This window comes from Alkaliphilus oremlandii OhILAs, from assembly GCF_000018325.1.
Classification (GTDB): Bacteria; Bacillota; Clostridia; order Peptostreptococcales; family Natronincolaceae; genus Alkaliphilus_B; species Alkaliphilus_B oremlandii.
Window position 1 is genome coordinate 1,729,876 of record NC_009922.1, and the last position, 23,615, is coordinate 1,753,490.

Sequence of the window (23,615 nt, forward strand, 5' to 3'; positions counted from 1 at the left end):
CCCCAGAAGTATAGTTCCACTTGCTCTTCTAATTGCTATTTTAATACTGCCATTCATTCAGCTCGTGTAATAAAAATGTAAATTCTGCTCTCGTTATCCAATGGTTCATATTATTTCTACTCTCGGAATAAATCTTTTTTTCATACATCATTTTCTCTGCAATATAGTGCCAATTAAAATTGCTGCCGATTATCCGGCTCATTATAATTTCCACTTCCCTATAAGTAATTGGATTCTGTGGCTTAAAGGTTTCATCAGCGTAACCTTGCACTATATTGTGGTATGTAGCATAGGAAATCGCCTTTTCAGCATATCCAAATTCTGCATAATCTCTAAATTTAGTAACATTTGACGAGTCTTGTGGCGGATACCAATCGTATAACCTGCTAAGCATAGTAACAAATTCTCCCCTTGAAATATGGCGGTCCGGCTTAAATGTTCCATCTGGATAACCATAAATCACTTCTCTTTTGATATAGGTATTGATCTCATTCTTAGCCCAATGTCCTCTGATGTCATGAAAGGTTGGCAGCTGATGATCTACTCTAACAGCATAAATATTTCCTGTTGAACTGATGTTATTAATATTGATATCTGCTACTAAATAGTTTCCTTCCTGCACGGAAGGAATATAGATCCATTTATTATAGTGGTACTTGTATATACCGTATTGTTCACTATTTCCATAAGATTTAAATTTAACCGTAATTTTCTTATTTCTATCAAAAGAGTCTGATGGATTTATAATTTTTAATCCATATACGCCAGAAGCTTGCGTATATCTCCATGAATTCAGATTCAAATAGGATGCAGGTACATTGTCCACCGTTACAATAACATCATTGTAATAAGTGCCGGCCTCAATATCCACCAAAAATTTGTCATCACCGAATATTCCTATGTTTTTCTTACCATCCATCGAAATTTTTTCCGTGTGCGTTTTTACTTTGTTTGTGTCCTGTTGGAGTCTTTTATACGTTTCATTGTAAGATTTCATGAACTCATCCCAATAACCTAATATAAAGGAAGCCCTATAATTTTCAGATTGGAAGCCAAGCCCATATTCATTGGAAATTATGGTGTCTGATTTTTTATGGCTGCTCCAGGAATTGAGTTTTCCCATGGTAACATCCATAATCGCTTCATATTCACCCTTCATTCTACCAATTTCTCCACCATTTTCATAGCCTTGACCATCTGGTGTCTCTACAGTTAATTTATTCGCTTCCCTATAGGCATTGTTATAATAAGCTATGTATCCTCCATCGCTTATCCCGCCCGAGGTACTCTGCCCATACTCAAAGCCTGTTAAAAAAGCATCTCGATATTCACTATGCTCATTGGATAAATGAAACATGACAATAATTTCTTTATGAGAAGGCATGTTTCTCTGATAGTTGTTGCTTAGCCCTTGCAAATAATCTTTTTTACCGTTAAGCTCAGCCAAGCTTCGAGCATATTCATCTCCTGCTTTTAAGCCTTGCTCGTAGGAGTAATCCTTTTCACCTAACTTGGCAACCTGAAATGCAGCTTCAAAAGAAGATTGGTAAGCTTCTTTAAAAAATTCTATAAACTTATTCCGATACTCCAAGGTCTCCTTATTTAGCTCAAAAAGATCTCTAATTTCCCTATCACTGGGAATGTACCGCTCCCAGCTATTTCTACTGCCAGACCGATAAGCCTTATAGCCGTCAATTCTCCCCATGATTATACCAAAATCATTTGCACCGTAAATCGAATTTGCTTCATCTTCCCTAACAGCATCATAGCCTCTCCTATATCCTGCTTCAAAGGCTTCTGTAAAACCATCCATAAAACCTCTAATATACCGGTCACTTCTATTTAAAAGGATAAAATCCTTCTCCCAAGCCTTTTTTCTTTTTGAAAGCTCCTCATATTTCGTATTTGATTTATTTTGAGCATCTAATTTCCCTACACTTTCACCTTCTATCAGCCCTCTGCTGGTTCCATACTGTTCTCCAGTTGCATAATCGTCGCTGCTATCGGCGCCGTATGCCAAAGTGCCAGTTAATAAAATGGTGATCAATACCATTATAGATATGATCCTATGCTTTATCATCTTTACACCTCCTTATCTCTTTTTCAGTACAAGAATTCTTCCGATCGATATTATTTCTCCTTCATTTAAATCGTTTAGCTTCAATATTTCATTTTTATACCGATTGCTTTGATAATATTTCACACTAATTTTTTCAATCGTATCCCCTTGTTCTACTACGTGGAACATATACTGTTCACCACTGATATCGTTCCCCTTTTCATCTATGTTTCGAGTATATACCGCTTCCAGCTGGTCCATTATCAATACACCATAATCTTCTCTTCCACTAGGTATTTCTACGTATAGCTTTTCTAAAGTAAGGGGATAGATTTTCAGATCTTCATGAGGAGGAGCCTCTAAATACCGCCATCCTGTCCAGCCGATGCCCTCTGTAAAAGGAATATAAATTTCCTCACCCATTTGCCCCCTAAAAAGCATACCAATAGTAGCAGGAGAATAATCGTAGGCATAAACCCAAATTCCTAAGGTATTTGGCGGATATTTTAAAATTACATTATTTTTAGAAACATCTACATAGACTCTATTTTCCTCTTCAACAGCAAGAATATTGTATTCCAATCTCAGCGCGTATTTTTTTGATTTGGCTTTCTTAGAGATTGAAACATTTCCTTGCACTAGTTTTTGGGAAGGGATAAGATAAATGTTTTTCGTCTCAAAATCAAGTAAGGTTTCCTCTATATAAGGTTTAACCGTGGATTTTGTATAATCTTGACCATCTCTATTTTCATTTTCAACTTTATTCTCAAAGAAAGGTATCATAGAAATATCTTCGTTGTCCTCATTTAAATTCTTTCTTTCAACATCATCTGTAAATAAAGGCTTAGAAATATTACCATCGATGCCATCTAGGCTATATACCTTGATCGCCATATTTCCATTTAGACTTCCATCAGAATCCATATCGATGGATACGCTTTCTAAGGACAATTTTTGGGGGCTATTTTTCAATGCACGTATAATTTCTATAATTCCAGTATACTCTCCCTTATATGGTAAAGATATATCCATGTTCTTAATTTGAAAGTCTTCCATTTCTTCATATACTGGTCTACTAAAACTCAAATCCTCCGTAAAAACTTCTTGATTCGGGATAATATCATTTAATAAATAAATAATTTCAGATTGATTCAGTGTAGAAAAATATTTCGTATATAGCGTTTCCTTTTCTTTATTTAACCGGTTCCATTCTTCTTGAATACTTTCTTCTCTTCGAATGAAATCATTATTTTCCTCTATTTTGCTTTCATAGTCTAATCGTTGAGCCTTTAAAGTCTCTATGGTCTTGGTCTGTGGCGTGATGATATATCGATATCCTCCTAAAAGAATTAAAAGAATACCTAAAATCCCTAGAAGAAATTTTTCGTTTCTCGTTAATTCTCTGGTTTTAATCTTATTTTTCAATAGTTTTTCCATCATCACTCACACCCTTCATTGTGACATTTAAAGTAAAATCGTAGTAGCCTTCCTTTATGGATATGTGAGAAATAAAGCTATCTTCATAATTGTCGACCGCCATTAATCCACTCTGGAATTTGGCAATAGACAGCTTGTCTTTTGCTAAGCCAGTTATGTTAACCTCTGAGCTATTGATACTTAAAGATGTAAGGTATAAATTTTCTGGAATACTATGATAAATTTTATTGAGGATGTCTTCATCGGATATATCCCTTTTTTCTATAGTTTCATCCAAGGTAGCAGCTTTACCCATAATTTTTTTCAAATTACTAACTTCATTCTCTTTACTTTTGATTTCTTCTATCCGTTTTAATATATTCATATCTTCAGCTGTTTTCTTTAGGTTTTCAACTGCTTTAATCTCCTTCATAATCATTACTTGGTTATATATACCATAGCAAATTAAAAAGAAGCATATGGAAATTGATATGGCAATGTATATTATTTTTTTATCAATTTTTAATTCGTTTTTTTCTATATAATGTTGAAAAAAGTTTAAGTCCCCCATAATTACACCTCATCAAAACGTATTAATCCGCCAATGGCATTGGAAAATCTACCTAAATTTCCGTTCCACTTAATCTTATCTAAGGAAGATAGGTTTGTAGTGAGTATATTGAAATAATCTGAAAACAAAGAGCTGATGCCATTTAAATTCGCTAACCCACCTTGTAGCAATATTAAATCGATAGCATTCCCTGTTTCACGGGTTGTATAGTATCGAAATACCATACTACATTTCTCCATCAAATTCATTAATGTTGTCCGGACAATATTTAGAAGTCTATAGTAATCTGTAAACTCCTCTATGTTTGCAGAGATATCCTCTATTTGTCTGATTTGTTTTTCAATGTCTTCTTTGGAGTAATCAAAAACTGCAGATATATTTTCTAATATGGTCTCTACGCCTACATCTATAATTCTAGTAACTTTAATCTTATCCTCTTTCATGATTGTAAGCTTTGTACTGTTGTAGCCGATATCCATCGATGCTATGGTTTTACCCTTGGTTTCATAGGTGTCATTGATCTTGGTATTCATCTTTACTAGCTTACAGATGGCATTGCTTTGGAAATCTAAAACTAAGGGGCTCAGCCCAAGATCTTTGATTAATTCTAAATGAGCAACAACGATCTTTTTTGGCACAGCAATCAAAAGAATTTCCATTTTTTCTATGCCATCGTCCACTCGATTCCCTATGAGAAGGTGGTTCATTTCATATTCCTCTGGGTCAATCGGAAGAAAGTCCTCTATCTGGAAGCTGATAATGGCAGCAATTTCGTTTTCATTAACCTTTGGAATGATGATTTCTCTTGTGATAATCTGTGAGCTGTTTATAATCACATGGGTACTGTCTGTAGAAAATCGGTTTTCTTTTAAAGCCTTATTCATTAAAGTCGTTACCATGCTCTTTTCAAATAATACACCATCCCTATAAAAATGCGGTTCTAGAGGGAGGGTAATCGCATTCAATACTTGAATATTATTTTTGCTGTACTTTCCTTCTATAATCTTTATATCCTTGGATCCGAAATCTATAGACAGGATCTTTCTTGGTATTGAAATTAATTTCATAAAATTGTCCCCTTCATCTTTAAAAATAGTTTCCTTACAGATCGTTTTCTTATTTCCTCCCTCTTCAGTTCTTTCATTATATGTTTTTAGAGATATCGTTCCTTGGTTTGAAGTAGCATCTCTCTTTATGAGATTGGAATACAAATTGATAAGGCTTTCCGAATGTACTGCTATTTTTATTTCAGATAAGCCACTACGATCTTCCTGCATTTCATGAGCAAGCGCTTTCCCTACAGTTTCCCTACCTGTTCTACATTTTCTTTTGCGAGGACTACAATATGATTCTCTTCTTTTTTACGAGTACCTCTTTTACAGTGCCCTAATAAAAATTGTTGAGATACCACTGTACAAGCTGGTTTCCCCAGAATACTACCATAAAAAAACTAAATATGATAAACGGTCCGAAAGGAATAGGATCCTTTCTTCCCTTTATTTTCGTAATCAATAAAAAAACAGAAATAATTGCACCGACTACGAAGGACAGAAATATTGTTAGAAATATGTCTTTAATCCCAAGAATAAATCCCAAAGAAGATATCAGCGTTACATCGCCTTCTCCCATACCACCCTTCGATAGGAAAATAATAAGCACAAAGAATAGTCCACTGAGTATCAGCCCACCTATACTTTGAACAATGTTGAAAGGCTCCATCCACAGCACATAGGCAGCAATTTTATAAAGGATACTTAAAATAAAAATACATAGAATTAGAACATCTGGTATAATCATATGCTTTAAATCAATCAATGCAACTACCATGAGAATAGAAAATAAAATACAGTAAAAGAAAAATTCTAAGGTAAAGTCAAATTTTATATAGATCAAAAGGTAAAGAACTCCATTGAATAGCTCTATAATTGGATATTGCGAGGAAAATTTCTCCCCGCAATATCTACATTTTCCTTTTTGAACCATATAACTAAGTACCGGTACTAAATCGTACCATTTTAAATTCGTACCACAACTAAAACAATGGGAAGAGGGAAAAACAATACTTTCCTCCCGTGGTATTCTGTAGATACATACGTTTAAAAAAGAACCGATTAAAAGTCCATAAAGGAAAATAACTGTTTTCATTGGATTGACTCCTTTGTATTAAATAAAACTTAAAAGTTCATATATAGTTTTAAGGTGTAACTGGTTTAACTTCTCCATTCTCTATTTTCATTTCACCAGGCTCTACTTTAATATCTCCATTTGTTATAGTTACTGTAAACTCGGTATTCGGTGCATCCTCACCAGCTGCATCGAAACTTGCTTTGGGCATCTCTCCATCAAACCTCTTTGCAAATTCAGTCATATCAATCGAAGTTGCACTTGGATTATCTGCTAAATACATCACTGCCACAGACTTAATAATTCGTACATTGGCATTATGTGCTGCTACGGCTGCAGTCTTTCTTGATGAACTAAATTTCGGTATGGCAATGGTTGCTAAGATACCTAGAATTGCAATTACCACCACAAGCTCTACCAAGGTAAATCCTTTTCTTTTCTTTTTTTTCTTCATTACATCGAACATATTTGTTCCCCTTTCTTTTTGTGTTTTAGGTTATTAAAAAATAATAGCATTGAATCTGCTTATTATTGATTACGAAATTATGTAGCCATAAAATTTATAGACCCAATCTTTCAATTGAAACATTTATAATAAAAAAACTGCATAAATAATAAAGATATTATCTATGCAGCTGAACGATCGTAATTATCTTTGAGATAACCGTAGACTCAAGCTTTGCGTCCCTAGGTTTGCCCATTTATTGTATTGTATTGACCATGTCGAATAGAGGTAGCACCATGGCAATAACGATGAATCCAATGAGGAGCGCCATGACAACGATCAAGATTGGCTCCATCAAGGTAGTCATTCTCTGTAGTGCCGTTTCTACTTCTTCATCATAAAAGTCTGCTGTCTTATTTAAGATATCGTCCAAAGTTCCAGATTCCTCCCCTATTTTTATCATAGAATCCACCATTGGAGGAAATACCTTCATATCATGAATGGCTTTTGATAATGGAATTCCTTTCCGTACATTTTCAGAAGCTACAGTCAATTTGTCCAACACTACGGTATTGCCTACGACTCTGCTTACCACATCCATGGCTTGAAGAAGAGGAATACCACTATCCATTAAAGTGGATAAAGTTCGAGTAAACCTTGAAGTAATGATTTTGATATTCGTATTTTTCACTATAGGCACTGTAATCTTTAGGGTATCAAAAAAACGCCTACCTTCAGCGGACTTCATAAACATCATCGAGCCCACAGTAATTATTATACTAAAAAAAATAAATATATACCAGTATTTTGTCATCCAATTGCTTATATTTAACAATAATAATGTAAGCTGTGGTAAAGCCTGTCCACTGGCCTCGAACATACCCACAAAAGTTGGCATAACACCTACCAACATAAATATAACGACGGCGACTGTAACAACGGATAGTACAGCAGGATACATAAATGCAGATTTTATTTTATTTTCCAGTTTATTTTCCTTTTCAAAGTGTATGGCCATTCGCTCCATTATGGTGTCTAAATTACCGCTGACCTCTCCCGCTTCCACCATATTGATAAGAAGAGGCGGAAAGACCTTGGTGTGTTTCTTCATACTCTCTGATAAGGCAAACCCCTTTTGAACGTTTTCACCCAAGGTTTCCAAGGCTTTTATAAGGCTTTTATTTTCCGTTTGTTTCTCTAGTATCTCCATACATTTTACGATACCAATGCCTGCATTGAGCATCGTATAGAACTGCCTACAGAACACGGCGAGATCTTTTTTCCCTACCTTTGCCGAAAATATATGGACCTCTGTCACAGTGCCAGAATCCTTCTCTATGGAAATGGGTAAGTAATTGTTTCCTTTCAGCATTGCAAGTACATCGGCTTCGTCGTTCCCTTCAAAAAACCCCTCGATGCTTTCGCCTCGTTGAGAAATGGCTTTATATTTGTAAATCATAGATTCACATCCTAAATAATATACTTTCTAATATTTTCTTGGTTGATAGCCTGCATTAATGCAGTGTCTTTCGTTATAATTCCTTTCTTATAAAGCTCCAATAGAGATGCGTCCATTGTCTGCATTTGAAATTTTGCTCCAGTTTGTATCGCTGTATCAATCTGGTGGTTCTTATCCTCTCTTATGAGGTTCCTGATGGCTGGTGTGGCTACCATCACTTCAAAAGCCGCTACCCTTCCAGATGAATCTACCTTTGGAAGTAACTGCTGAGATATGATGGCTTGAATTGCAGATGAAAATTGTATTCGAACCTGCTGCTGCTGATGTGGCGGAAACACATCAATGATCCGATCCACTGTTTTTGCAGCGCCATTGGTGTGTAAAGTAGATAGTACAAGATGACCTGTTTCTGCGGCGGTCAGTGCTATGGATATGGTTTCTAAGTCTCTCATCTCTCCTACTAAAATAACATCTGGATCCTGTCTTAACGCTGCCCTAAGCCCTGTAGCAAAAGACCTTGAGTCTGTTCCGATCTCCCTTTGATTTACGATACTTTTATGATGTTTATGTAAATACTCTATGGGATCTTCTAAAGTTAATATATGACATTCTCTTTCGTGATTGATTTGATTGATCATAGAGGCTAAAGTTGTAGATTTTCCACTGCCAGTAGGGCCCGTAACTAGAATCAGTCCTCTCGGCAGCCTTGCAAGCTCTTTTGCGACAGCAGGAAGTCCAATTGCCTCTGCACTGGGTATTTCTAATGGAATTATTCTCAGTGCCATGCCATAGGATCCTCTTTGTTTATAAGCATTCACCCTATATCGTCCTGCTCCCGGACTTGAAAAAGAGGTGTCAATTTCTCCATTTTGTTCCAAAACCTCTACCTGCTTTTCACTTAAAGTAGCGTACACCAAATTCTTAGTGTCATTTGGACTTAATTTGCTTTCTCCAAGGTTTTCAAGTTTCCCATTGATCCTTACAACTGGAGGTAATCCCACTGTGATATGAATATCTGATGCTTTGATTATGGTGGCTTTATTTACCAATTCAATTATATTCATTCTATTTCTCCTATTCTAATGTGAATCCCACTCTCACGACTTCTTCATAAGAAGTTTCACCATTGATGGCTAATCTCGAAGCTGATTCTAATAAGGAGTGCATCCCTTCTGTCACAGCCTGTTTCCTAATTTCATCTATACTAGCTCTTCTATCTATTAATTGTCTTATATTTTTGCTGATTGGCATTATTTCGTGCACTGCTTTTCTACCTTTATACCCATTATTACAGAAATTACAACCAACTGCTTTACTTAATTGCAATTTTTCATGCTCTGGTACGCCTAAAATTTTCTTTTCCAAAGATTGTCCTTCATATATTTGCTTGCACTTGGGGCAGAGAAGTTTGACTAACCTTTGTGATATGACACCAATCAATGCTGATGATACCAGATAAGAATTTATGCCCATATCAATTAGTCGAGATACGGTGGATGGGCTATCGTTGGTATGCAATGTGGATAGAACTAGATGCCCTGTAATTGCTGCTCGGATGGATATTTCAGCAGTTTCACTATCTCTTATTTCTCCAACCATGACGATGTCTGGATCCTGTCTGAGGACAGATCTCAATCCTGAGGCAAATGTTAATCCAGCCTTTATATTCACCTGCATCTGATTAATGCCCTTCAATTTATATTCCACTGGATCCTCTATGGTAACCACATTTTTTTCAATTTGATTTAGTTCTTGAAGTATCGTATATAAAGTGGTAGTTTTTCCACTACCAGTTGGTCCTGTAACCAGTACCATACCGTATGGCTGGGCCAATATCTGATTGAATAGATTTAAGTCCTTTTGACTAAAACCTAAAGCATCTTTTGTGAATTTAAAGTTGGATCTATCCAGTAGCCTAATTACAATTTTTTCTCCATAAACTGTGGGCAGGGTAGAGATTCTCATATCGATATCTCTTCCATTGATTTTAGTCTCTACTCTTCCATCCTGCGGAATTCGTTTTTCTGCAATGTTCATTTTTCCTATGATTTTAATTCTCGTAACGATACCCGACATACTATTTTTAGCCAAGGTCATAATTTCTCTTAAATCTCCATCAATACGAAACCGCACTCGAATATCCTCAGCATAGGGTTCTATATGTATATCCGATGCCCTTTCCTTAACGGCTTGCTCAATAATAGAGTTTAAAAGTTTTACGATGGGTGCAGTAGTAACTTCTAGCAACTCACTTTCTTCTATGTCGTCCGTATTAATGGGCAGAAAGTTTTCTTCAAATTCTTCTAAAGCCTTTTTAGTAGTCTCGCTACTATAAAATTTATCGATTGCCTTGATCAATTTCTCTTTCGTTGAGATGACTGGCTGAATATCAGATTTAACAAAGAGCTTGACATCATCTAGAGCAAAAATATTCAAAGGGTCCGTCATTGCTACGATTAATATTGTATCTTTTTTGTCTATCGCAATGAGTTCATATCTTCGGACGATGTTTTCCGGTATCAGTGTTGCTACAGTGGGATTTACTTCATACTTGTCTAAATCCACATGAGGTATTCCAAGTTGAAATTCCAAGACCTCAATAATATCGTCTTCTGTAGTGTATTTTTCAGATACAACAATCTCACCTAATTTTTTACCTGTTTTCTTTTGGATATCCAGAGCATTATCCAGTTGGCTTTGAGTTAACTTCCCTGCATATAGTAAGAGCTCTCCCAATTTCAGTTTCTTATCTGCCATCCCATCACCCTCAATTTATTAATCTATAGATTATTCTCTCTTTTTTAGAATATTCCTTTTAGTCTTTGAAAAAGTATGCTGTAAAATATTTCTTTATTACAACCTGTATTTGAGATTGAAACTAAAGGCTCTGTAATACCTTCTTCAATACATGTTTCTCAACTTTTCTTACAAAAGTGGTCCACCAAAATTCCTTGCCAGGTAAAGGTATTACTAAAATAGTAAATAGTTTCATACGGTTTCCACCCAATATATCGGTAAAAAGTTGATCACCGATTACAGCAGTGTTCTCCCTTGTTGTGTTCATTATTTTCATAGCTTTTTTAAAAGCGCCTCTCCTTGGCTTCGATGCTCTATGAATAGCATTCAATTTTAATTCTTCATTAAATGTTACGACCCTATCTTCTGTATTATTGGAAACCAAACATACTTGAAACCCGTGTCTTTGAAGATTCAATAACCAAGCTTTAGTGTCTTCACTAGCATGTCTAATATCCCAAGATACTAGAGTATTATCGATATCAATGATTAATCCTTTTATGTTTTTATTTTTTAGTTCATTTAAGTCTAATTTAAATATGGACTCCACATATAAACTTGGAGTTAACAAACTAATCATATATCCACCTCATCATAATCATATATTTTCTATAAATCAATGTAATCTTACCCTAATTATACCTTATATTATTGCTATTTGCTCTAAAAATAATATAGATAACATAAAATTTCTAACCTAAACTCATAAGCTTTATATCCTATCAATTGAACATTGTATTGTAAATTTAAAATGCTCCAAATAAAAAAAGAACTCAATTAGCCGGAAACTCTAATGAAGTTCTTTTATTATAGTTCTTTATTTCTTTCTTAGGTAATGATTTAAATGCATTTTCCCCGAATCCTTTACAGGAGTAATTTTATTCGATAGCTCATCTGTAGCTTTCTGCATCCCTCTCCTCATCTCTGCCTCACAACTAGGACAGTATTTATGATGAGCAGATAATAATAGGCATCCACAACGAGCACATTGAATATTTAGATATCCATTTGGAATTTCAACCAACCGTCCATCCTTTACAAAATTATTGATTACATGAACTGGAATTTCTAATCTTTGTTCCATTTCATAAGCAGTTGCACCAGGATATTTTCTTAAATACTCTCGAATTTTATCAAATACATCTTCTATAACTTTATAGCATCTTGAACAATAGTCCTGAAGTGAATTCTCATGAATAGGTGTTTTACAGCGCCTACAAGTTTTCAATCCCCTTTTTATCTTCTCCATATACCCTTCACCCCTTCAATAATCAATCTGTTGTTAATATTAAATATCTCTCTATCGAAAATACATAAATAACCTTATATAAAATTCTTTATATTGATTAAAATATAGCCTATGACATAAATATCTTCAGTCTTTTAATTTCAACAAAGTATGGAAGAAACGCATTGTAAGTTATAAGTCTCTACATTAACTATATCATTATAGGAGACACATTAAAATAGTATGAAATTCCCATTCATAAAATATGGTATAAGATCTAAAAAAGGAGCTATCTCAAAATAGAACATTATTCTAGGATGAGATGCTCTTTTATATTAACATTTTATTCATTCAGTTTATATCATTAATTGTCTTTATTCAGAAGGTTCCATATGAAATTTCTAATTGTTACCATGGCTTTTTTATATCCCTTACTCCATATTCTTGCTTCATAGCTACTATTATTTAATTCTTTTCTAGATTCGTCCTCAATAAAATTTAAAAGTGTTTTAATTGTATCGTATAATTTATTTTCAGACATTGTTACCCCTCCTCATGCCATTTATATGCATGGTGATCGCGTATCGAAACAGGTTTTAAGAAATTCTTAATTAAGTATTATTCCGAATCTTCATCGAATAGTCAATACAGCAATACCATTATCCTCTACATATAGTATATATTCATAAAATTTTTACAGAACGACATGATGGATGATGAGAAATAATTGGCTTAATTTATTGAAATTCAAGGAACGAAAATCAGTCTTCAGTATCTAAATTTTACTCAAACAAGGTTAGAAAATAAAATTTTTCTGTAAAATAAACTACATTTAAAGTTGAATGTGGCTACGATATAAAAATTGGTGCCTTAGCTGATAGATTTAAATAAAATATAGATATATGTATACGTAGAAAAACTTCTCTTCATCATAATTAGAATACTATGTATTCCAATTATGAGCAAAGAGAAGTCTATTATTGAAATAAAAAATCAATTCGTTCCATTCAATGCTTTATTCAGCTTTCTGATAGCTCTTTTTTCAATCCTAGAAACGTATGATCTTGAAATACCTAGCATTTGAGCAATTTCACGCTGCGTTTTGGAGCCGCCGTTACATATACCATATCTAAGCTCTATGACAATTCTTTCTCTCGTTTTCAAAACACTAGCCATTTTTGAATAGAGCTTTTTAATCTGCATTTTTAATTCTACTTCCTCTAAGACTTCATCTGCTTCAGTACCTAATATATCTATCAAGGAAATTTCATTGCCCTGTTCATGTTATCTATAGTTTATAAAATAAAAACATCTAAAGTTTTTTTATATCGCCTTCTTTTATTTCTTCAAGTGTAACCCGTTTTTTCTTCTCTCTATGCCAATTAGCATCAATCAACTCTACTACAACCTCTAAAATAAATTCTAAAATATCATCCCACATAATATCCTCCAAATTTCATAATTGGACTTTTATCTATATTCTTTAGAATAAGCAAAATTCCTTCTTCAATGAAAAATAGTAGAGCCTAGACCTATCCTAAGATTTAATTATATTGCAGTTTCTCTGTTTTCGAGTCTATAACAACTTTTTATCCACCCATACTGTATACAGATACAATAATTGCATTAATTTGATACTCTTCTAACGAATAAACATCCCAATAAAAACATTTTTAAAAATTCTAGACACAAGTAACAGCAATCTGTGCTTATAAAAAGAGCCTCTTATAAAGGCTCTTTGCTGTATATTATTCAGTTACACGACTATCTAATATTTCCTTAGATTGATTAAAAGTTTGAAGCAATTGGTTTTCTGGCTGTTCATATGGATTTACCCATCCTTTATTTGCAGCCAATTGAGATAATCCAGTATGTTCACCAAGCGTTTGTGTTAAGTTTGCACTAAACAATTGCTTTAGTTCTGGAGTTGCTGTGGTCAACATTGCATTTAGATATGCATTTGATGCTGCAGTTTTTGCAGCTAAGGCATTATTTGTAATAGTTTGATCAGATAAATTTGTTGCTTTCTGACCCAACATTTCTTTTATAGGTTTCATTTTACTTTACCTCCCCAGTGCCTATGACTTGATTTTCATTAATAAATTGCTGCATACCTTTTATTCTTGCTTCTGATGCCATTATACCCGCTTCTGCTGACTTTTTTAAATCATTGTCTTCAATTAACATATGTGTTGCTTTAGCCATTGCAAGACCTTCATTTTCCATTTTTAACATTCCTGTCAATGTTAGTAGTTCTGATCCAGATAGTTTTCTCACTGCTTTCCCTCCATTACTATTGATTTAAGCAATAATATTATTAGTAATAAAATAGTAATTATTCGCAAAATTTAAATAAATTGTTTTTTCCTCATTTTTAATATTAATGAACATTTATTTCAAGAAACATATTTATACTTTTAGATAGAAAAGATGTTGCTTAATAGAAAATAAGGAAAAAATATTATCGCTTACCTAACGAAAATGAAACAGGGTAGCCTGAGCCCTATCCAAACATCTTCACTTAACTCTGCTTCTGTTTTTCTGCCTTGGGATCTGAGATAACCTCATATCCACCCATACTGGCTACGGATATAATTATTGCATTAATTATAGTAAGTAATAACACTCCCTTCTCCTTAGACATTAACCCTTCTCCTACTGCCTCATACTTTCTGTTGTGAATATTATTATGATGCCTATTACATACACACATTAGATTGCTATATCCATAACTTGATGAATGAAATGTCTTATCAAAGATTCGCTCAATAATATTTACAATAGCTTGTTGTACTGCTCTGTCCTTTACTGTAGCGATTCCTAGTAATTTTACACCACCATCTGGCTTTTGGATTTCTACTCTCCTTACTAGACTGGGTTCATATCCGTTGGTTTTCAGTTTATCATGAAGATACTCAATATTTAGTTCGAAATTTAAATGAAAGTAGAAACAGCTTCCCCATCTATTCCAGGGGCTCCATTATTTTTCTTTACATATTTAAATGTAAGTTCTAGATTTTCTTTTCGATATATTTTATCGATAAGGCTGTACCATTTCCTCAAGATTTTCCCTCCTTTGTTGCTGCATCTTCTATTATTCTTGTTCAAGCTATACGTTTTTCATTAGAATTTCTTAACGTTTCTAGCTCCATAGCAATCTTATCCCCAGTTTTTCTAATTACTTCATATCTATGTCGTCGAGATAGCTTGCAAGTTGTTTCATGCCAGATATTCGTACCTTCCAGCATTTCAGCCTTCATTTAACACCTTTTCCCTTACTTAAAATCCTTTCCAATACACTTTGAAATCTCTTTCGCCCTTGGCACCAGACATAAGCTTTTGAACTATGCCAGCCACATCAACTGTGTGATGTGTCACCTGAGTTTTATCCTCCATAGGATTACTCCCTTTCATTGGCTCAGATTTTATCACTACTATGGCTTCATCTGCATACTGCACTCTAGTTTAATTCCTTGCTTTCGCTTGTGAACTTAACCTACAGCATCGAGTACAGCACTTCCAAGGTTAAGTTGCTCCGCCTATTACTAAAACGACCATCTAAACACATGTAGCTAAGCTAATATTGGGACGTCCCTGCTTTTTGGAAGGTTATCCACTACACATGCCAACACTGGTTCACTTTCGTTTCGTTCCAGCAACCGCCATCAGTTTCCTTCAGACCCTTTCGTCGCCGAAAACGCCCTTACTTACAGCTTGTCTTCCCATTAGCCAGGTGACAGGTTTTCTCTCAAACCATCGGCTCGGCAACATGCCTCGCAAACAAAAAAGAGCCTATTGGCTCTAACTCACAAATGTTGTATTTTTAACTTTCCATTTTTCTAACGCTATTCCAACCCAAAAACCATAAATACCTACAGTGATAACAATTAATAATAGCCATTTAATCCAATTACCAAACAATCCAATAGCTGTACCATTAAACTTTAATCTTCTTCCTTCAATTACAGTATGATTAATTTTCCAACCATAAACCATGCATAACGCCCAAGGATAACAAATTCCTGCAGTGAAAAATGTTATTAATCCTCCTAATATAGACCAACCCATTAATTGCGCCAAACCACCGTCAAAATAGGAATTTCCACTTTGATTAGTAACATTAATATTTATTGACATATAAATCACCTCCTTATACATGGTAAATTCAGTAAAAGGGACTAAAGTCCTACAACAAAATATCGAAAGTTTCGACAATGTTATTGCTCGGTTTTTCTATTACGATCAATGTAGATATCTAATGCTTTAATTCCTCTACGTGCAAGTTTTATAAATAGCACCATGCTATAAATACCTAGCCCTATTAAAGCCAGATTTATAAACATTAGCCCTAGAGCAAATCCTTGTGCTCTCATAGTTTAGCCCTCCTTTATTAATCTTTTCTATATTAATTTCTTCACAGAAGGCTAAAATCCTACATTAATTATTCGTCAAATTCCGACAATGAACAATAAGCTATCTTGCTGGTTGTGAAATAGGTCACTTCTGGCACCTACCAAACATACAAAATACCCATTCCCTGTCCAACTACTCCATTCACATCTAAAGCATTTATGAGATTGTATAACTTTCTGTCTCCTAAGTTCTGCTAGTCTTTCTTTTTCATCTAGTTCGTCAAAATAGCTTTTCTTTATATTCACCACCCCAATAAAATTATTTTTAGGACGAGAAAAAACCTTTGCAGTTACGCAAAGGTTTTTTCTCAGATAATGGGGAGTTTTTCTCAAAATGAATAAGTTTTTGTACTTTTATGATATCATCCTATGCCCATTTAATTGTTATGTATGTGTTAGATTTTCGTTAACTTATGATTTACAAAAACCCCGTCAAGGTGACGAGGTCTTAAAAGGGGGGAAAATTAGTTGTTAAGCTTTTATAATACAAGTATACCCTGCTATTCTTACAATCAGGTTACCGTTTCATGTCTTTTTCATTACATTTTTTTACCAATAAAAAACCCCTTCGGTTTATAGAAGAGGTTTTAGATTTATATAATTTTCCTTAGTACCATATTAACACATTAACCTTAGTATAAAATAGCATCTTTTTTGCACTACTTTAGCATCTGTTTTAAACCATCCATACCAAATTAAGTAGATGCTAAGTTGATTAACCATTTGATTTATCCATCTTCTTGGTATTCCTAAACCACAATGTAACTCCTCTTGAATTTCTTCATATGTTTTTGCTTCGAAATTTGAATTGTCAATACTAAACTAAGCAAATCTTTTTAAGGGTATTTCTCTTAAATTATACAGGTGTTAGATAGCCTAATGTTGAATGAATTCTTATGTTATTATACGCATTCATGTAATCATCTAACTTAATATTAAGGTTTTCTAACGATTTAAAAATATGTCCATATAGCAAACTCTGTTTTGAATACTTTGAAGGTCGCTTCTGCTGCCACATTGTCATATGGACATGCTTTTTGATTCAAGGATCTCTGAATGTTAAAAGTCTCTATCAGGCCATTAATAACGTTGTTTTTAAATTCATTGCCTCGATTAGTATGAAGTATGGATATATTGTTGAAATTTTCATTCATTTTAGCGAAGGTTCCGTAAACGAGCATTGCATCCTTTTTAGGACCAGGGCTATACCCGATAATTTCTCTATTAAATAAGTCTATTAAAATGCAGACATAATCCCACTTTCCAGCAACTCTAACATAAGTCAAATCATTTACAACCACTTTTAATCGGTCTCTATTTGAAAACTTACGATTTACTTCAGGTGGTAATATCTTCGTTAGAATACCTTTCGAAAGGCTTGTATTGTTCAATTGTATATCTTGAAACCAGACTATCTTTGCGCATGATTCTTCCTATATCTACATCTAGAGGCAATCTCACCTTTATCTTCAAGTTTTTTCGATTTTCTTTGAATATCCTAATAACATTATCAACAAGTGGATCCTCTATATTTTAGATCTTAGACTTATAGTAGTATGTACTTCTTGATATGCTTCGGACGCTACACATTACCGATATTGAGTATTTGTCATCTTTTGTTTTTATATCTACAATATTACATCACGATCTCCTTTGGCTACCAAATCCTCGATGATCTTCCAAGCTACGTTATGCATATCATCAAGAACTTTTTGAATCTCTTCTTCTGTCATAGGTGGCGGAGCCACCACTTCAACTATTGCATTTCTAAATTTATATGTTTCAGATATAATCCTGTCCCCATCTTTCACTTGCTTAATTAAGTAATCTTTATTTACTTCCTGATTTACATCTTTATCCATATCGCCACCTCCGTACTCTAATGTTATGAAAATACCGGTTTGTACTATTACATTCTAATTTTCTTTTACAAGTATTTTCTCTTTCTATAATATAAGTACAGACTTTGTCAAGCCAAATAACTGGGAAAGTAAAACAATATGCACCGATATATGTCAACTTATATATAACGGTAATCAATTTGTACCGAATAAATCTACTGATGAAATACACGGCCTAGATAATGAAAGCATCCATTGCCAAATTAACAAAATGAATCAGAACATATATCAAATTACACAAGATACAAAGATTCTCAGATACGCGCTATCTTTTTAGGTATTTCAGAACCAAATGGATGCTATTACTGTTTACGATCCAAGGTTAACCGATAACCCTTTCAGGCTTCAGATTCTAACGTCTGTAAGCCTTATGCTGGTATTTTTTCCGAGAGAAGATTTTCGATTTCTTCAGATGTTTCTTTGTTCTTCAAAAGATCAAATATCAGCGAAGAAAATGCTTTGATATCTGTAATTTCTTTTAGTACTTCAAATCTTCTCATAGCTTTCATCTCCTAGTTTTTATTTATTTTCCTTGATATTAAGAACCTATCTTTATTAACCTGTTGGACCCCACATATAAATTCATATTCTTCAAATGTCATTTTACGCTTATCATTTAAAGCCAAATTAAACTTTATAAGTGGTATTTGAGTTTTCTCAGATATAAAAGTTTGCGAAACATCAACTTCATCTACAAAGGCTTTTATCTTCATACCTACACACATTCCCTCGCTCCTTTCTTTTTATATTATAATCTCGATATTGATGATAGTTTTTAATATATATACGGGGGAATGTAAAATATGACATATGAAGAGCTATTAAAAGAGACTAATTCTTCCGGATTAATAGTAAAAGAAAAACCCCTAAGGGGTTACAATGGAAGAATCAAAGGGAATAGAATTGCGATAAAAAAGGATTTGACTAATTCAGCCAAGTTAAGTACATTATCAGAAGAGGTTGTCCACCACTTCACCACTGTAGGCAATATATTGGATCAGTCTAAGATAGGAAATAAAAATTAAAGGCCCGTAGATGGGCCATAGATAAGTTAATTAAAGTGGAACAATTTATAGATGCTTATAAAGTTGGAGTTAGCAATCGGCATGAATCGGCAGAATTTTTAGACGTTACAGAAGAATTCGTTGACATGGCTATAGAGCACTTTAAAGGAATATATGGATCTGTCATTCTATAGGTAATTACATAATTTACTTTGAGCCATTAATTGTAATGGAAAAGTTTTAATAAAATGTTATAATAAATAAAGAGCTTTAACTGAGGGGTGAAAAGTTTGGATAACGAAAAGCTATTTGAATTGATGGAAAAGATGTATAGTGACTTTAGTAAGAAATTTGACAAGATTGATGAAAGATTTGAGAAGATGGATGAGCGATTTGAAAGATTAGAAGTTGGACAAGCTAAATTAGAAGTTGGTCAAGCAAACTTGGAAAGCAAAGTTTCTTCTATCGAAAATACTGTAACTAGGATTGAACATGACCATGGTAGAAAGCTAGACGCTCTGTTCGATGGATATAAACAAAATACTGATAGGCTAGACCGAATAGAAGATAAGGTAGATAAAATCGAAGAAAAGGTACAATCTCAAGAAGTAGAAATTCGTGTACTGAAGAATGTGAAGTAATGGTTCAAGTTCATATATGTAGGTATTTTGAGCCTGTAAAATATTTTGTGTTTAAATAAAAATAAAGCCCTTCTCTGACTGATTTGTTAGCCAGAAAAGGGTGTTTTTTATTTCAGTATAGATTATTTTATTTTTGCCACAAGGAGAACCATTCTACAGGACCATCTTTATCCTCATGAACAAATGTTAATTCATAACTACCTAGTTTATATCTTGTCGTCCAATTATCCATGTACAGTTCACTTTGTTCGTTATCTTTTGCCGATATGACTTCGTCTGCAGTTCCTAGAACTTTTTCAATTTCTTTCGTAGTCATTCCTAATTTAATACCAAATACCTCGGCATTTTTATCGAAGAATAATATACTTACTACTTTTCCAGTTTCATCATAACCATTTGTAAGAAACATAATATCATCGTATGATAAGTAGAATCCCCCTAGAAAATAATCCGATTCATCTGGTTCTCCCATTTTCCCAATTATGTCAGTACCTTTATCCCCTATTCCAAATTCAATGCCGTCTATTTTTCCTTCATATGCAGATTTTAATAACTTCTCTTTTGGCTGCCCTTCAGTTACTACCTCACTGTTATCAGATCCATCAGTATTATCCTCTTTATCCTCTGCTTTATTATCTGTCTCATTATTTTCTTCCTGCTCATTTTCCTTAGGAGCCTCGATATTTGTACCCTTATCCCCTGCTCCATTGTTCGATACTTCTTTGCCTTTACATGCTGAAAAGCTTACTAAAACACCTACTACCATTAATAATACAACTATTTTCTTCATTTGTTTCAGCTCCTTTGCTATTTTATACATTAGTTGTTATATATTTGAACTAACGCCTAGTTATCATTGTATCAATTATATTATGGTTTTGGTAGTGTTTAAGTAAATATTTTACAAATTAATTTTTCTTTCCACAAGTTTTGATAAACTTTCTAACAATACGGAATGATGTTTTCGTCGATATTTTAATTGATAGTTTAGCACGTATATGAAATTTATTTAAATAAAATTTGGCTATAAATTTTACCATGAAAATGGAATGTTCTAAACTTTTTTAATATATTCTATTTAGAACTTTAATATTTTATTTCAATTTCAGTTTTACTCTCAACTTCTGTGGTAGATTCTATTTTATTAATTATGCGAATAAACATATTAATCAATTCCAACTCCAACTATAATCCTTATGTTTTCTATCTAGCTTCAAGTGTTTAATAAATATTTTATTTCCATATCTAATTTTAACATTTATTTTTAAAATTCTGTGTCGCATCATGTCAAATTTTATTTTTCAAAAATATATTTATAAAACTAAATAATCATAAGCCATTATAAAGATTAACATAAATACTTTTTTATTTTTGCAAAACAGAATAATATATTTAGGTGGTGATTGAAATGGAAAAAGTATCAATCTATCTAAGAAAATCCAGAGCTGACATAGAAGCTGAATCTCGTGGTGAAGGTGAAACTCTTGCCAAGCACCGCAGTACCCTTCTAAAAGTAGCTAAGGAAAAGAAGCTTAGTATCGTTAAAATATATGAAGAAATAGTATCTGGAGAAAGCTTAATGCATCGACCTGAAATGCTGGAGCTTTTAAAGAACGTGGAGTCTAAAAAATATGATGCTGTTTTGGTTATGGATGTGGATCGTCTTGGCAGAGGTAACATGCAGGAGCAAGGTCTTATTCTAGAAACTTTTAAAAAGTCTTGCACTAAGATTATTACTCCTAGGAAGATATACAACTTAGATGATGAATTTGACGAAGAGTATAGTGAGTTTGAGGCCTTTATGGCTAGAAAAGAATTGAAGATGATTAATCGGCGTCTACAAAACGGTAGAGTGCGTTCTATTGAAGATGGAAACTATATCAGCCCTAACCCTCCATATGGATATGAAATTGACGAGGGAAAGGACTACAGGACCTTAAAGCCCCATCCAGAGCAAGCAGAAGTCGTCAAAATGATATTTGAATGGTATGTTAGTGGTTTAGGCTCTGGCAAAATCGCAAACAAGCTGAATGACCTCGGATACAAATCCTATACTGGTATCCCATGGCGCAGCTCTTCTGTGTTGAATATGCTTAAGAATCTTGTATATACGGGTAAGGTTGTTTGGGGCCGGAAAGATATTAAGAAATCCACTGAAGTAGGGAAAGTTAAAGATACGGTAACGAGACCTAAGGAAGAATGGATCATAGCAGATGGCAAGCATCCTGCCCTAGTTTCTGAGGAGCTATTTGAAAAGGCACAAGAGATTTTAAATAAAAGGTACCATGTACCCTATCAATTAGAAAATGGTATTACCAACCCTCTTGCTGGATTAATTCGCTGTGAGAACTGTGGCGCCTCTATGGTCCTTAGACCATACCCAGATAAGGATCATCAGGTGATGTGTTATAATAACTGCGGTAATAAATCCTCTAAGCTAAAATATGTTGAAAAGGAAGTTCTAGCTGGATTGGCTGAATGGTGCCTCCAATATAGAGCACAGTGGGATATAGACAATAAAAGCAAACGTAAAAAATCTAAGCTTACCTCTTCTATTCCGGTACTTGAAAAGGCTGTTGAGAACTTACAGAAGGAATTGGTGGAGTTGGAAAATCAAAAGAATAGTTTACATGATTTTTTAGAACGTGGTATCTATGATGTTGATACATATTTGGAAAGATCTCAGAACTTGGCTACCAGGATAGATGCTACTAAAGTGAGTCTATCTAAAGCTAAACTGGTTCTAGGACAGGAAATGCAGCGTGAAAAAGCTCAGATCGATATTATTCCTAGAATAGAAAAAGTGCTGGATGTTTATCCGAAAATAAACGACCCCGCACATAAAAATGAACTTTTAAAAAGTGTTTTAGATTATGCAGCTTATTCTAAAGATAAATCTAAACGAAATGATGACTTCTCTCTTCGTCTATTTCCAAAGCTTCCAAAGCAAACCCTCGACAGTTGATAACCTGTTGAGGGTAATTCATTGCCCTCTTTATCTACTCCTATTGGATCTTGTAGCGATACTTCTGTTTTTATTTTCTTATTGGACCTGATAGTCATTAAAATTTCATTTTCTATACACCGAGCTGCATAAGTTGCAAGCCTTGTTCCTTTAGAGCGGTCAAAGGTTGTAATTCCTTTGATTAATCCAATAGTGCCTATGGAAATTAAATCATCCATATCCCTTCCAATATTGGAATACTTTTTAACAATATGAGCAACTAAACGCAGGTTTCTTTCTACTAAAATGTTTCTGGCTTCCTCATCACCCTGCTCATATCGCTCTAAATACATAGATTCCTCTTCGGCAGTTAGTGGCTGTGGAAAAGACGTTGTACTAGAAATATACGAAACCAAGAACAAAATCGGCTTTAGTGTAAGTAACATACTTATAAATACTGTCCACATATAAATCATCCCCTCCCTAGAAAACGACATCGCTATTTTTAAACAAATAAATATACTACTATTATAAAAACTAAATAGCGGTTCATTTCTAATAATATGTTTGAGAATATATATATGTGCATGTACGCTACATAATTGTATAAGCTTT

At 33.9% G+C, this 23,615-nt stretch carries 32 protein-coding genes and 1 riboswitch; of the genes, 4 read left to right on the forward strand and 28 right to left on the reverse strand.

What is annotated here, in order from left to right:
• Nucleotides 1–40: 40 nt before the first annotated feature.
• The 26 genes from CLOS_RS08375 to CLOS_RS08470 all read right to left on the reverse strand — a co-directional run bounded on the left by CLOS_RS08375 (nucleotide 41) and on the right by CLOS_RS08470 (nucleotide 19,124).
• Nucleotides 41–2,080, reverse strand: a complete 2,040-nt coding sequence (locus CLOS_RS08375; RefSeq protein ID WP_012159485.1) for an S-layer homology domain-containing protein — start codon at nucleotides 2,078–2,080, stop codon at nucleotides 41–43.
• Between the two features lie 12 nt (nucleotides 2,081–2,092).
• On the reverse strand, nucleotides 2,093–3,499 hold the full coding sequence (locus CLOS_RS08380; RefSeq protein WP_012159486.1) for a LysM peptidoglycan-binding domain-containing protein: 1,407 nt from the start codon (nucleotides 3,497–3,499) through the stop codon (nucleotides 2,093–2,095).
• The gene (locus CLOS_RS08385; protein WP_012159487.1) at nucleotides 3,474–4,046 is read right to left on the reverse strand and encodes a PilN domain-containing protein; all 573 of its coding nucleotides are present in this window, start codon (nucleotides 4,044–4,046) and stop codon (nucleotides 3,474–3,476) included. The genes CLOS_RS08380 and CLOS_RS08385 overlap by 26 nt, the downstream gene beginning before the upstream one ends.
• 2 nt (nucleotides 4,047–4,048) lie before the next feature.
• The gene (gene pilM / locus CLOS_RS08390; protein ID WP_012159488.1) at nucleotides 4,049–5,323 is read right to left on the reverse strand and encodes a pilus assembly protein PilM; all 1,275 of its coding nucleotides are present in this window, start codon (nucleotides 5,321–5,323) and stop codon (nucleotides 4,049–4,051) included.
• Nucleotides 5,324–5,432: 109 nt separating this feature from the next.
• Nucleotides 5,433–6,191 carry a prepilin peptidase gene (locus CLOS_RS08395; protein ID WP_012159489.1) on the reverse strand — a complete coding sequence of 253 codons (759 nt, stop codon included), beginning with the start codon at nucleotides 6,189–6,191 and terminating at the stop codon, nucleotides 5,433–5,435.
• 49 nt (nucleotides 6,192–6,240) lie between these two features.
• Nucleotides 6,241–6,636 (reverse strand): type II secretion system protein, encoded by a 396-nt coding sequence (locus CLOS_RS16320; RefSeq protein ID WP_012159490.1) that lies wholly within the window; start codon nucleotides 6,634–6,636, stop codon nucleotides 6,241–6,243.
• A gap of 161 nt (nucleotides 6,637–6,797) precedes the next feature.
• Nucleotides 6,798–6,878, reverse strand: a riboswitch (cyclic di-GMP riboswitch).
• Nucleotides 6,872–8,074, reverse strand: coding sequence for a type II secretion system F family protein (locus tag CLOS_RS08405; RefSeq protein WP_012159491.1), 1,203 nt, complete (start codon nucleotides 8,072–8,074; stop codon nucleotides 6,872–6,874). (Overlaps the previous riboswitch by 7 nt.)
• Before the next feature lie 11 nt (nucleotides 8,075–8,085).
• Entirely contained in the window at nucleotides 8,086–9,138 is a 1,053-nt protein-coding gene (locus CLOS_RS08410) for a type IV pilus twitching motility protein PilT (protein ID WP_012159492.1), read from the reverse strand.
• Nucleotides 9,139–9,148: 10 nt separating this feature from the next.
• Complete coding sequence (locus tag CLOS_RS08415) at nucleotides 9,149–10,831, reverse strand: GspE/PulE family protein (RefSeq protein ID WP_012159493.1); 1,683 nt, start codon at nucleotides 10,829–10,831, stop codon at nucleotides 9,149–9,151.
• A 121-nt stretch (nucleotides 10,832–10,952) separates the two neighbouring features.
• Complete coding sequence (locus CLOS_RS08420) at nucleotides 10,953–11,450, reverse strand: YqeG family HAD IIIA-type phosphatase (RefSeq protein WP_012159494.1); 498 nt, start codon at nucleotides 11,448–11,450, stop codon at nucleotides 10,953–10,955.
• 237 nt (nucleotides 11,451–11,687) lie between these two features.
• Entirely contained in the window at nucleotides 11,688–12,119 is a 432-nt protein-coding gene (locus CLOS_RS08425) for a hypothetical protein (RefSeq protein ID WP_012159495.1), read from the reverse strand.
• Between the two features lie 343 nt (nucleotides 12,120–12,462).
• Nucleotides 12,463–12,639: a hypothetical protein gene (locus CLOS_RS16045; protein WP_198006270.1), complete on the reverse strand. Its 177-nt coding sequence runs from the start codon at nucleotides 12,637–12,639 to the stop codon at nucleotides 12,463–12,465.
• A 452-nt stretch (nucleotides 12,640–13,091) separates the two neighbouring features.
• Nucleotides 13,092–13,358: a sigma-70 family RNA polymerase sigma factor gene (locus tag CLOS_RS08430; RefSeq protein ID WP_012159496.1), complete on the reverse strand. Its 267-nt coding sequence runs from the start codon at nucleotides 13,356–13,358 to the stop codon at nucleotides 13,092–13,094.
• 52 nt (nucleotides 13,359–13,410) lie between these two features.
• Nucleotides 13,411–13,539 carry a hypothetical protein gene (locus CLOS_RS16325; protein WP_278183733.1) on the reverse strand — a complete coding sequence of 43 codons (129 nt, stop codon included), beginning with the start codon at nucleotides 13,537–13,539 and terminating at the stop codon, nucleotides 13,411–13,413.
• Between the two features lie 307 nt (nucleotides 13,540–13,846).
• Complete coding sequence (locus tag CLOS_RS08435) at nucleotides 13,847–14,155, reverse strand: spore coat protein (protein ID WP_012159497.1); 309 nt, start codon at nucleotides 14,153–14,155, stop codon at nucleotides 13,847–13,849.
• 1 nt (nucleotide 14,156) lies between these two features.
• Complete coding sequence (locus CLOS_RS08440; RefSeq protein WP_012159498.1) at nucleotides 14,157–14,375, reverse strand: hypothetical protein; 219 nt, start codon at nucleotides 14,373–14,375, stop codon at nucleotides 14,157–14,159.
• A gap of 244 nt (nucleotides 14,376–14,619) precedes the next feature.
• The gene (locus CLOS_RS16330; RefSeq protein WP_012159499.1) at nucleotides 14,620–14,742 is read right to left on the reverse strand and encodes a hypothetical protein; all 123 of its coding nucleotides are present in this window, start codon (nucleotides 14,740–14,742) and stop codon (nucleotides 14,620–14,622) included.
• A 290-nt stretch (nucleotides 14,743–15,032) separates the two neighbouring features.
• A complete protein-coding gene (locus CLOS_RS16335; protein WP_278183734.1) occupies nucleotides 15,033–15,161 on the reverse strand; it encodes a hypothetical protein in 129 nt (42 codons plus the stop codon).
• A gap of 216 nt (nucleotides 15,162–15,377) precedes the next feature.
• The gene (locus CLOS_RS16340; protein ID WP_278183735.1) at nucleotides 15,378–15,512 is read right to left on the reverse strand and encodes a hypothetical protein; all 135 of its coding nucleotides are present in this window, start codon (nucleotides 15,510–15,512) and stop codon (nucleotides 15,378–15,380) included.
• A gap of 387 nt (nucleotides 15,513–15,899) precedes the next feature.
• Nucleotides 15,900–16,235, reverse strand: a complete 336-nt coding sequence (locus tag CLOS_RS08450) for a YjgN family protein (protein WP_012159500.1) — start codon at nucleotides 16,233–16,235, stop codon at nucleotides 15,900–15,902.
• A gap of 80 nt (nucleotides 16,236–16,315) precedes the next feature.
• Nucleotides 16,316–16,471 carry a hypothetical protein gene (locus CLOS_RS16050; RefSeq protein WP_198006271.1) on the reverse strand — a complete coding sequence of 52 codons (156 nt, stop codon included), beginning with the start codon at nucleotides 16,469–16,471 and terminating at the stop codon, nucleotides 16,316–16,318.
• Nucleotides 16,472–17,366: 895 nt separating this feature from the next.
• Nucleotides 17,367–17,534, reverse strand: coding sequence for an IS3 family transposase (locus tag CLOS_RS16515; protein WP_083757142.1), 168 nt, complete (start codon nucleotides 17,532–17,534; stop codon nucleotides 17,367–17,369).
• The gene (locus CLOS_RS08460) at nucleotides 17,464–17,901 is read right to left on the reverse strand and encodes a DDE-type integrase/transposase/recombinase (RefSeq protein WP_198006273.1); all 438 of its coding nucleotides are present in this window, start codon (nucleotides 17,899–17,901) and stop codon (nucleotides 17,464–17,466) included. The genes CLOS_RS16515 and CLOS_RS08460 overlap by 71 nt, the downstream gene beginning before the upstream one ends.
• Before the next feature lie 237 nt (nucleotides 17,902–18,138).
• Nucleotides 18,139–18,372 carry a hypothetical protein gene (locus CLOS_RS08465; protein WP_012159501.1) on the reverse strand — a complete coding sequence of 78 codons (234 nt, stop codon included), beginning with the start codon at nucleotides 18,370–18,372 and terminating at the stop codon, nucleotides 18,139–18,141.
• A 407-nt stretch (nucleotides 18,373–18,779) separates the two neighbouring features.
• Nucleotides 18,780–18,911 (reverse strand): hypothetical protein, encoded by a 132-nt coding sequence (locus CLOS_RS16345; RefSeq protein ID WP_278183736.1) that lies wholly within the window; start codon nucleotides 18,909–18,911, stop codon nucleotides 18,780–18,782.
• Nucleotides 18,912–18,923: 12 nt separating this feature from the next.
• Entirely contained in the window at nucleotides 18,924–19,124 is a 201-nt protein-coding gene (locus CLOS_RS08470) for a hypothetical protein (RefSeq protein WP_198006274.1), read from the reverse strand.
• A gap of 90 nt (nucleotides 19,125–19,214) precedes the next feature.
• On the opposite strand from CLOS_RS08470, the gene CLOS_RS16195 reads away from it, so the two are divergent.
• The 3 genes from CLOS_RS16195 (at nucleotide 19,215) to CLOS_RS08480 (ending at nucleotide 20,056) form a co-directional block, all read left to right on the forward strand.
• Nucleotides 19,215–19,436: a hypothetical protein gene (locus CLOS_RS16195; RefSeq protein ID WP_049753812.1), complete on the forward strand. Its 222-nt coding sequence runs from the start codon at nucleotides 19,215–19,217 to the stop codon at nucleotides 19,434–19,436.
• Between the two features lie 35 nt (nucleotides 19,437–19,471).
• Entirely contained in the window at nucleotides 19,472–19,609 is a 138-nt protein-coding gene (locus CLOS_RS16200) for a hypothetical protein (protein ID WP_242649559.1), read from the forward strand.
• 96 nt (nucleotides 19,610–19,705) lie between these two features.
• Nucleotides 19,706–20,056: a hypothetical protein gene (locus CLOS_RS08480; RefSeq protein WP_012159502.1), complete on the forward strand. Its 351-nt coding sequence runs from the start codon at nucleotides 19,706–19,708 to the stop codon at nucleotides 20,054–20,056.
• 127 nt (nucleotides 20,057–20,183) lie between these two features.
• On the opposite strand, the gene CLOS_RS08485 is transcribed toward CLOS_RS08480, so the two are convergent.
• The gene (locus CLOS_RS08485) at nucleotides 20,184–20,846 is read right to left on the reverse strand and encodes a YjgB family protein (RefSeq protein ID WP_012159503.1); all 663 of its coding nucleotides are present in this window, start codon (nucleotides 20,844–20,846) and stop codon (nucleotides 20,184–20,186) included.
• A 618-nt stretch (nucleotides 20,847–21,464) separates the two neighbouring features.
• On the opposite strand from CLOS_RS08485, the gene CLOS_RS08490 reads away from it, so the two are divergent.
• The gene (locus tag CLOS_RS08490) at nucleotides 21,465–23,021 is read left to right on the forward strand and encodes a recombinase family protein (RefSeq protein WP_012159504.1); all 1,557 of its coding nucleotides are present in this window, start codon (nucleotides 21,465–21,467) and stop codon (nucleotides 23,019–23,021) included.
• Here CLOS_RS08490 and CLOS_RS08495 read toward each other — a convergent pair.
• On the reverse strand, nucleotides 22,937–23,446 hold the full coding sequence (locus tag CLOS_RS08495; RefSeq protein WP_330360287.1) for a sigma-70 family RNA polymerase sigma factor: 510 nt from the start codon (nucleotides 23,444–23,446) through the stop codon (nucleotides 22,937–22,939). The genes CLOS_RS08490 and CLOS_RS08495 overlap by 85 nt on opposite strands.
• Nucleotides 23,447–23,615 lie beyond the last annotated feature (169 nt).

What these genes read in the sequence shown, in the direction of transcription:
- CLOS_RS08375 (WP_012159485.1), bottom strand. Translation starts at nt 2,080, where the DNA reads ATGATAAAGCATAGGATCATATCTATAATGGTATTGATCACCATTTTA.
- CLOS_RS08380 (WP_012159486.1), bottom strand. Translation starts at nt 3,499, where the DNA reads ATGATGGAAAAACTATTGAAAAATAAGATTAAAACCAGAGAATTAACG.
- CLOS_RS08385 (WP_012159487.1), bottom strand. Translation starts at nt 4,046, where the DNA reads ATGGGGGACTTAAACTTTTTTCAACATTATATAGAAAAAAACGAATTA.
- pilM (WP_012159488.1), bottom strand. Translation starts at nt 5,323, where the DNA reads ATGCAGGAAGATCGTAGTGGCTTATCTGAAATAAAAATAGCAGTACAT.
- CLOS_RS08395 (WP_012159489.1), bottom strand. Translation starts at nt 6,191, where the DNA reads ATGAAAACAGTTATTTTCCTTTATGGACTTTTAATCGGTTCTTTTTTA.
- CLOS_RS16320 (WP_012159490.1), bottom strand. Translation starts at nt 6,636, where the DNA reads ATGTTCGATGTAATGAAGAAAAAAAAGAAAAGAAAAGGATTTACCTTG.
- CLOS_RS08405 (WP_012159491.1), bottom strand. Translation starts at nt 8,074, where the DNA reads ATGATTTACAAATATAAAGCCATTTCTCAACGAGGCGAAAGCATCGAG.
- CLOS_RS08410 (WP_012159492.1), bottom strand. Translation starts at nt 9,138, where the DNA reads ATGAATATAATTGAATTGGTAAATAAAGCCACCATAATCAAAGCATCA.
- CLOS_RS08415 (WP_012159493.1), bottom strand. Translation starts at nt 10,831, where the DNA reads ATGGCAGATAAGAAACTGAAATTGGGAGAGCTCTTACTATATGCAGGG.
- CLOS_RS08420 (WP_012159494.1), bottom strand. Translation starts at nt 11,450, where the DNA reads ATGATTAGTTTGTTAACTCCAAGTTTATATGTGGAGTCCATATTTAAA.
- CLOS_RS08425 (WP_012159495.1), bottom strand. Translation starts at nt 12,119, where the DNA reads ATGGAGAAGATAAAAAGGGGATTGAAAACTTGTAGGCGCTGTAAAACA.
- CLOS_RS16045 (WP_198006270.1), bottom strand. Translation starts at nt 12,639, where the DNA reads ATGTCTGAAAATAAATTATACGATACAATTAAAACACTTTTAAATTTT.
- CLOS_RS16325 (WP_278183733.1), bottom strand. Translation starts at nt 13,539, where the DNA reads ATGTGGGATGATATTTTAGAATTTATTTTAGAGGTTGTAGTAGAGTTG.
- CLOS_RS08435 (WP_012159497.1), bottom strand. Translation starts at nt 14,155, where the DNA reads ATGAAACCTATAAAAGAAATGTTGGGTCAGAAAGCAACAAATTTATCT.
- CLOS_RS16330 (WP_012159499.1), bottom strand. Translation starts at nt 14,742, where the DNA reads ATGTCTAAGGAGAAGGGAGTGTTATTACTTACTATAATTAATGCAATA.
- CLOS_RS16340 (WP_278183735.1), bottom strand. Translation starts at nt 15,512, where the DNA reads ATGAAAGGGAGTAATCCTATGGAGGATAAAACTCAGGTGACACATCAC.
- CLOS_RS08450 (WP_012159500.1), bottom strand. Translation starts at nt 16,235, where the DNA reads ATGTCAATAAATATTAATGTTACTAATCAAAGTGGAAATTCCTATTTT.
- CLOS_RS16050 (WP_198006271.1), bottom strand. Translation starts at nt 16,471, where the DNA reads ATGAGAGCACAAGGATTTGCTCTAGGGCTAATGTTTATAAATCTGGCT.
- CLOS_RS16515 (WP_083757142.1), bottom strand. Translation starts at nt 17,534, where the DNA reads ATGACAATGTGGCAGCAGAAGCGACCTTCAAAGTATTCAAAACAGAGT.
- CLOS_RS08465 (WP_012159501.1), bottom strand. Translation starts at nt 18,372, where the DNA reads ATGGATAAAGATGTAAATCAGGAAGTAAATAAAGATTACTTAATTAAG.
- CLOS_RS16345 (WP_278183736.1), bottom strand. Translation starts at nt 18,911, where the DNA reads ATGAGAAGATTTGAAGTACTAAAAGAAATTACAGATATCAAAGCATTT.
- CLOS_RS08470 (WP_198006274.1), bottom strand. Translation starts at nt 19,124, where the DNA reads ATGAAGATAAAAGCCTTTGTAGATGAAGTTGATGTTTCGCAAACTTTT.
- CLOS_RS16195 (WP_049753812.1), top strand. Translation starts at nt 19,215, where the DNA reads ATGACATATGAAGAGCTATTAAAAGAGACTAATTCTTCCGGATTAATA.
- CLOS_RS08485 (WP_012159503.1), bottom strand. Translation starts at nt 20,846, where the DNA reads ATGAAGAAAATAGTTGTATTATTAATGGTAGTAGGTGTTTTAGTAAGC.
- CLOS_RS08490 (WP_012159504.1), top strand. Translation starts at nt 21,465, where the DNA reads ATGGAAAAAGTATCAATCTATCTAAGAAAATCCAGAGCTGACATAGAA.
- CLOS_RS08495 (WP_330360287.1), bottom strand. Translation starts at nt 23,446, where the DNA reads ATGTTACTTACACTAAAGCCGATTTTGTTCTTGGTTTCGTATATTTCT.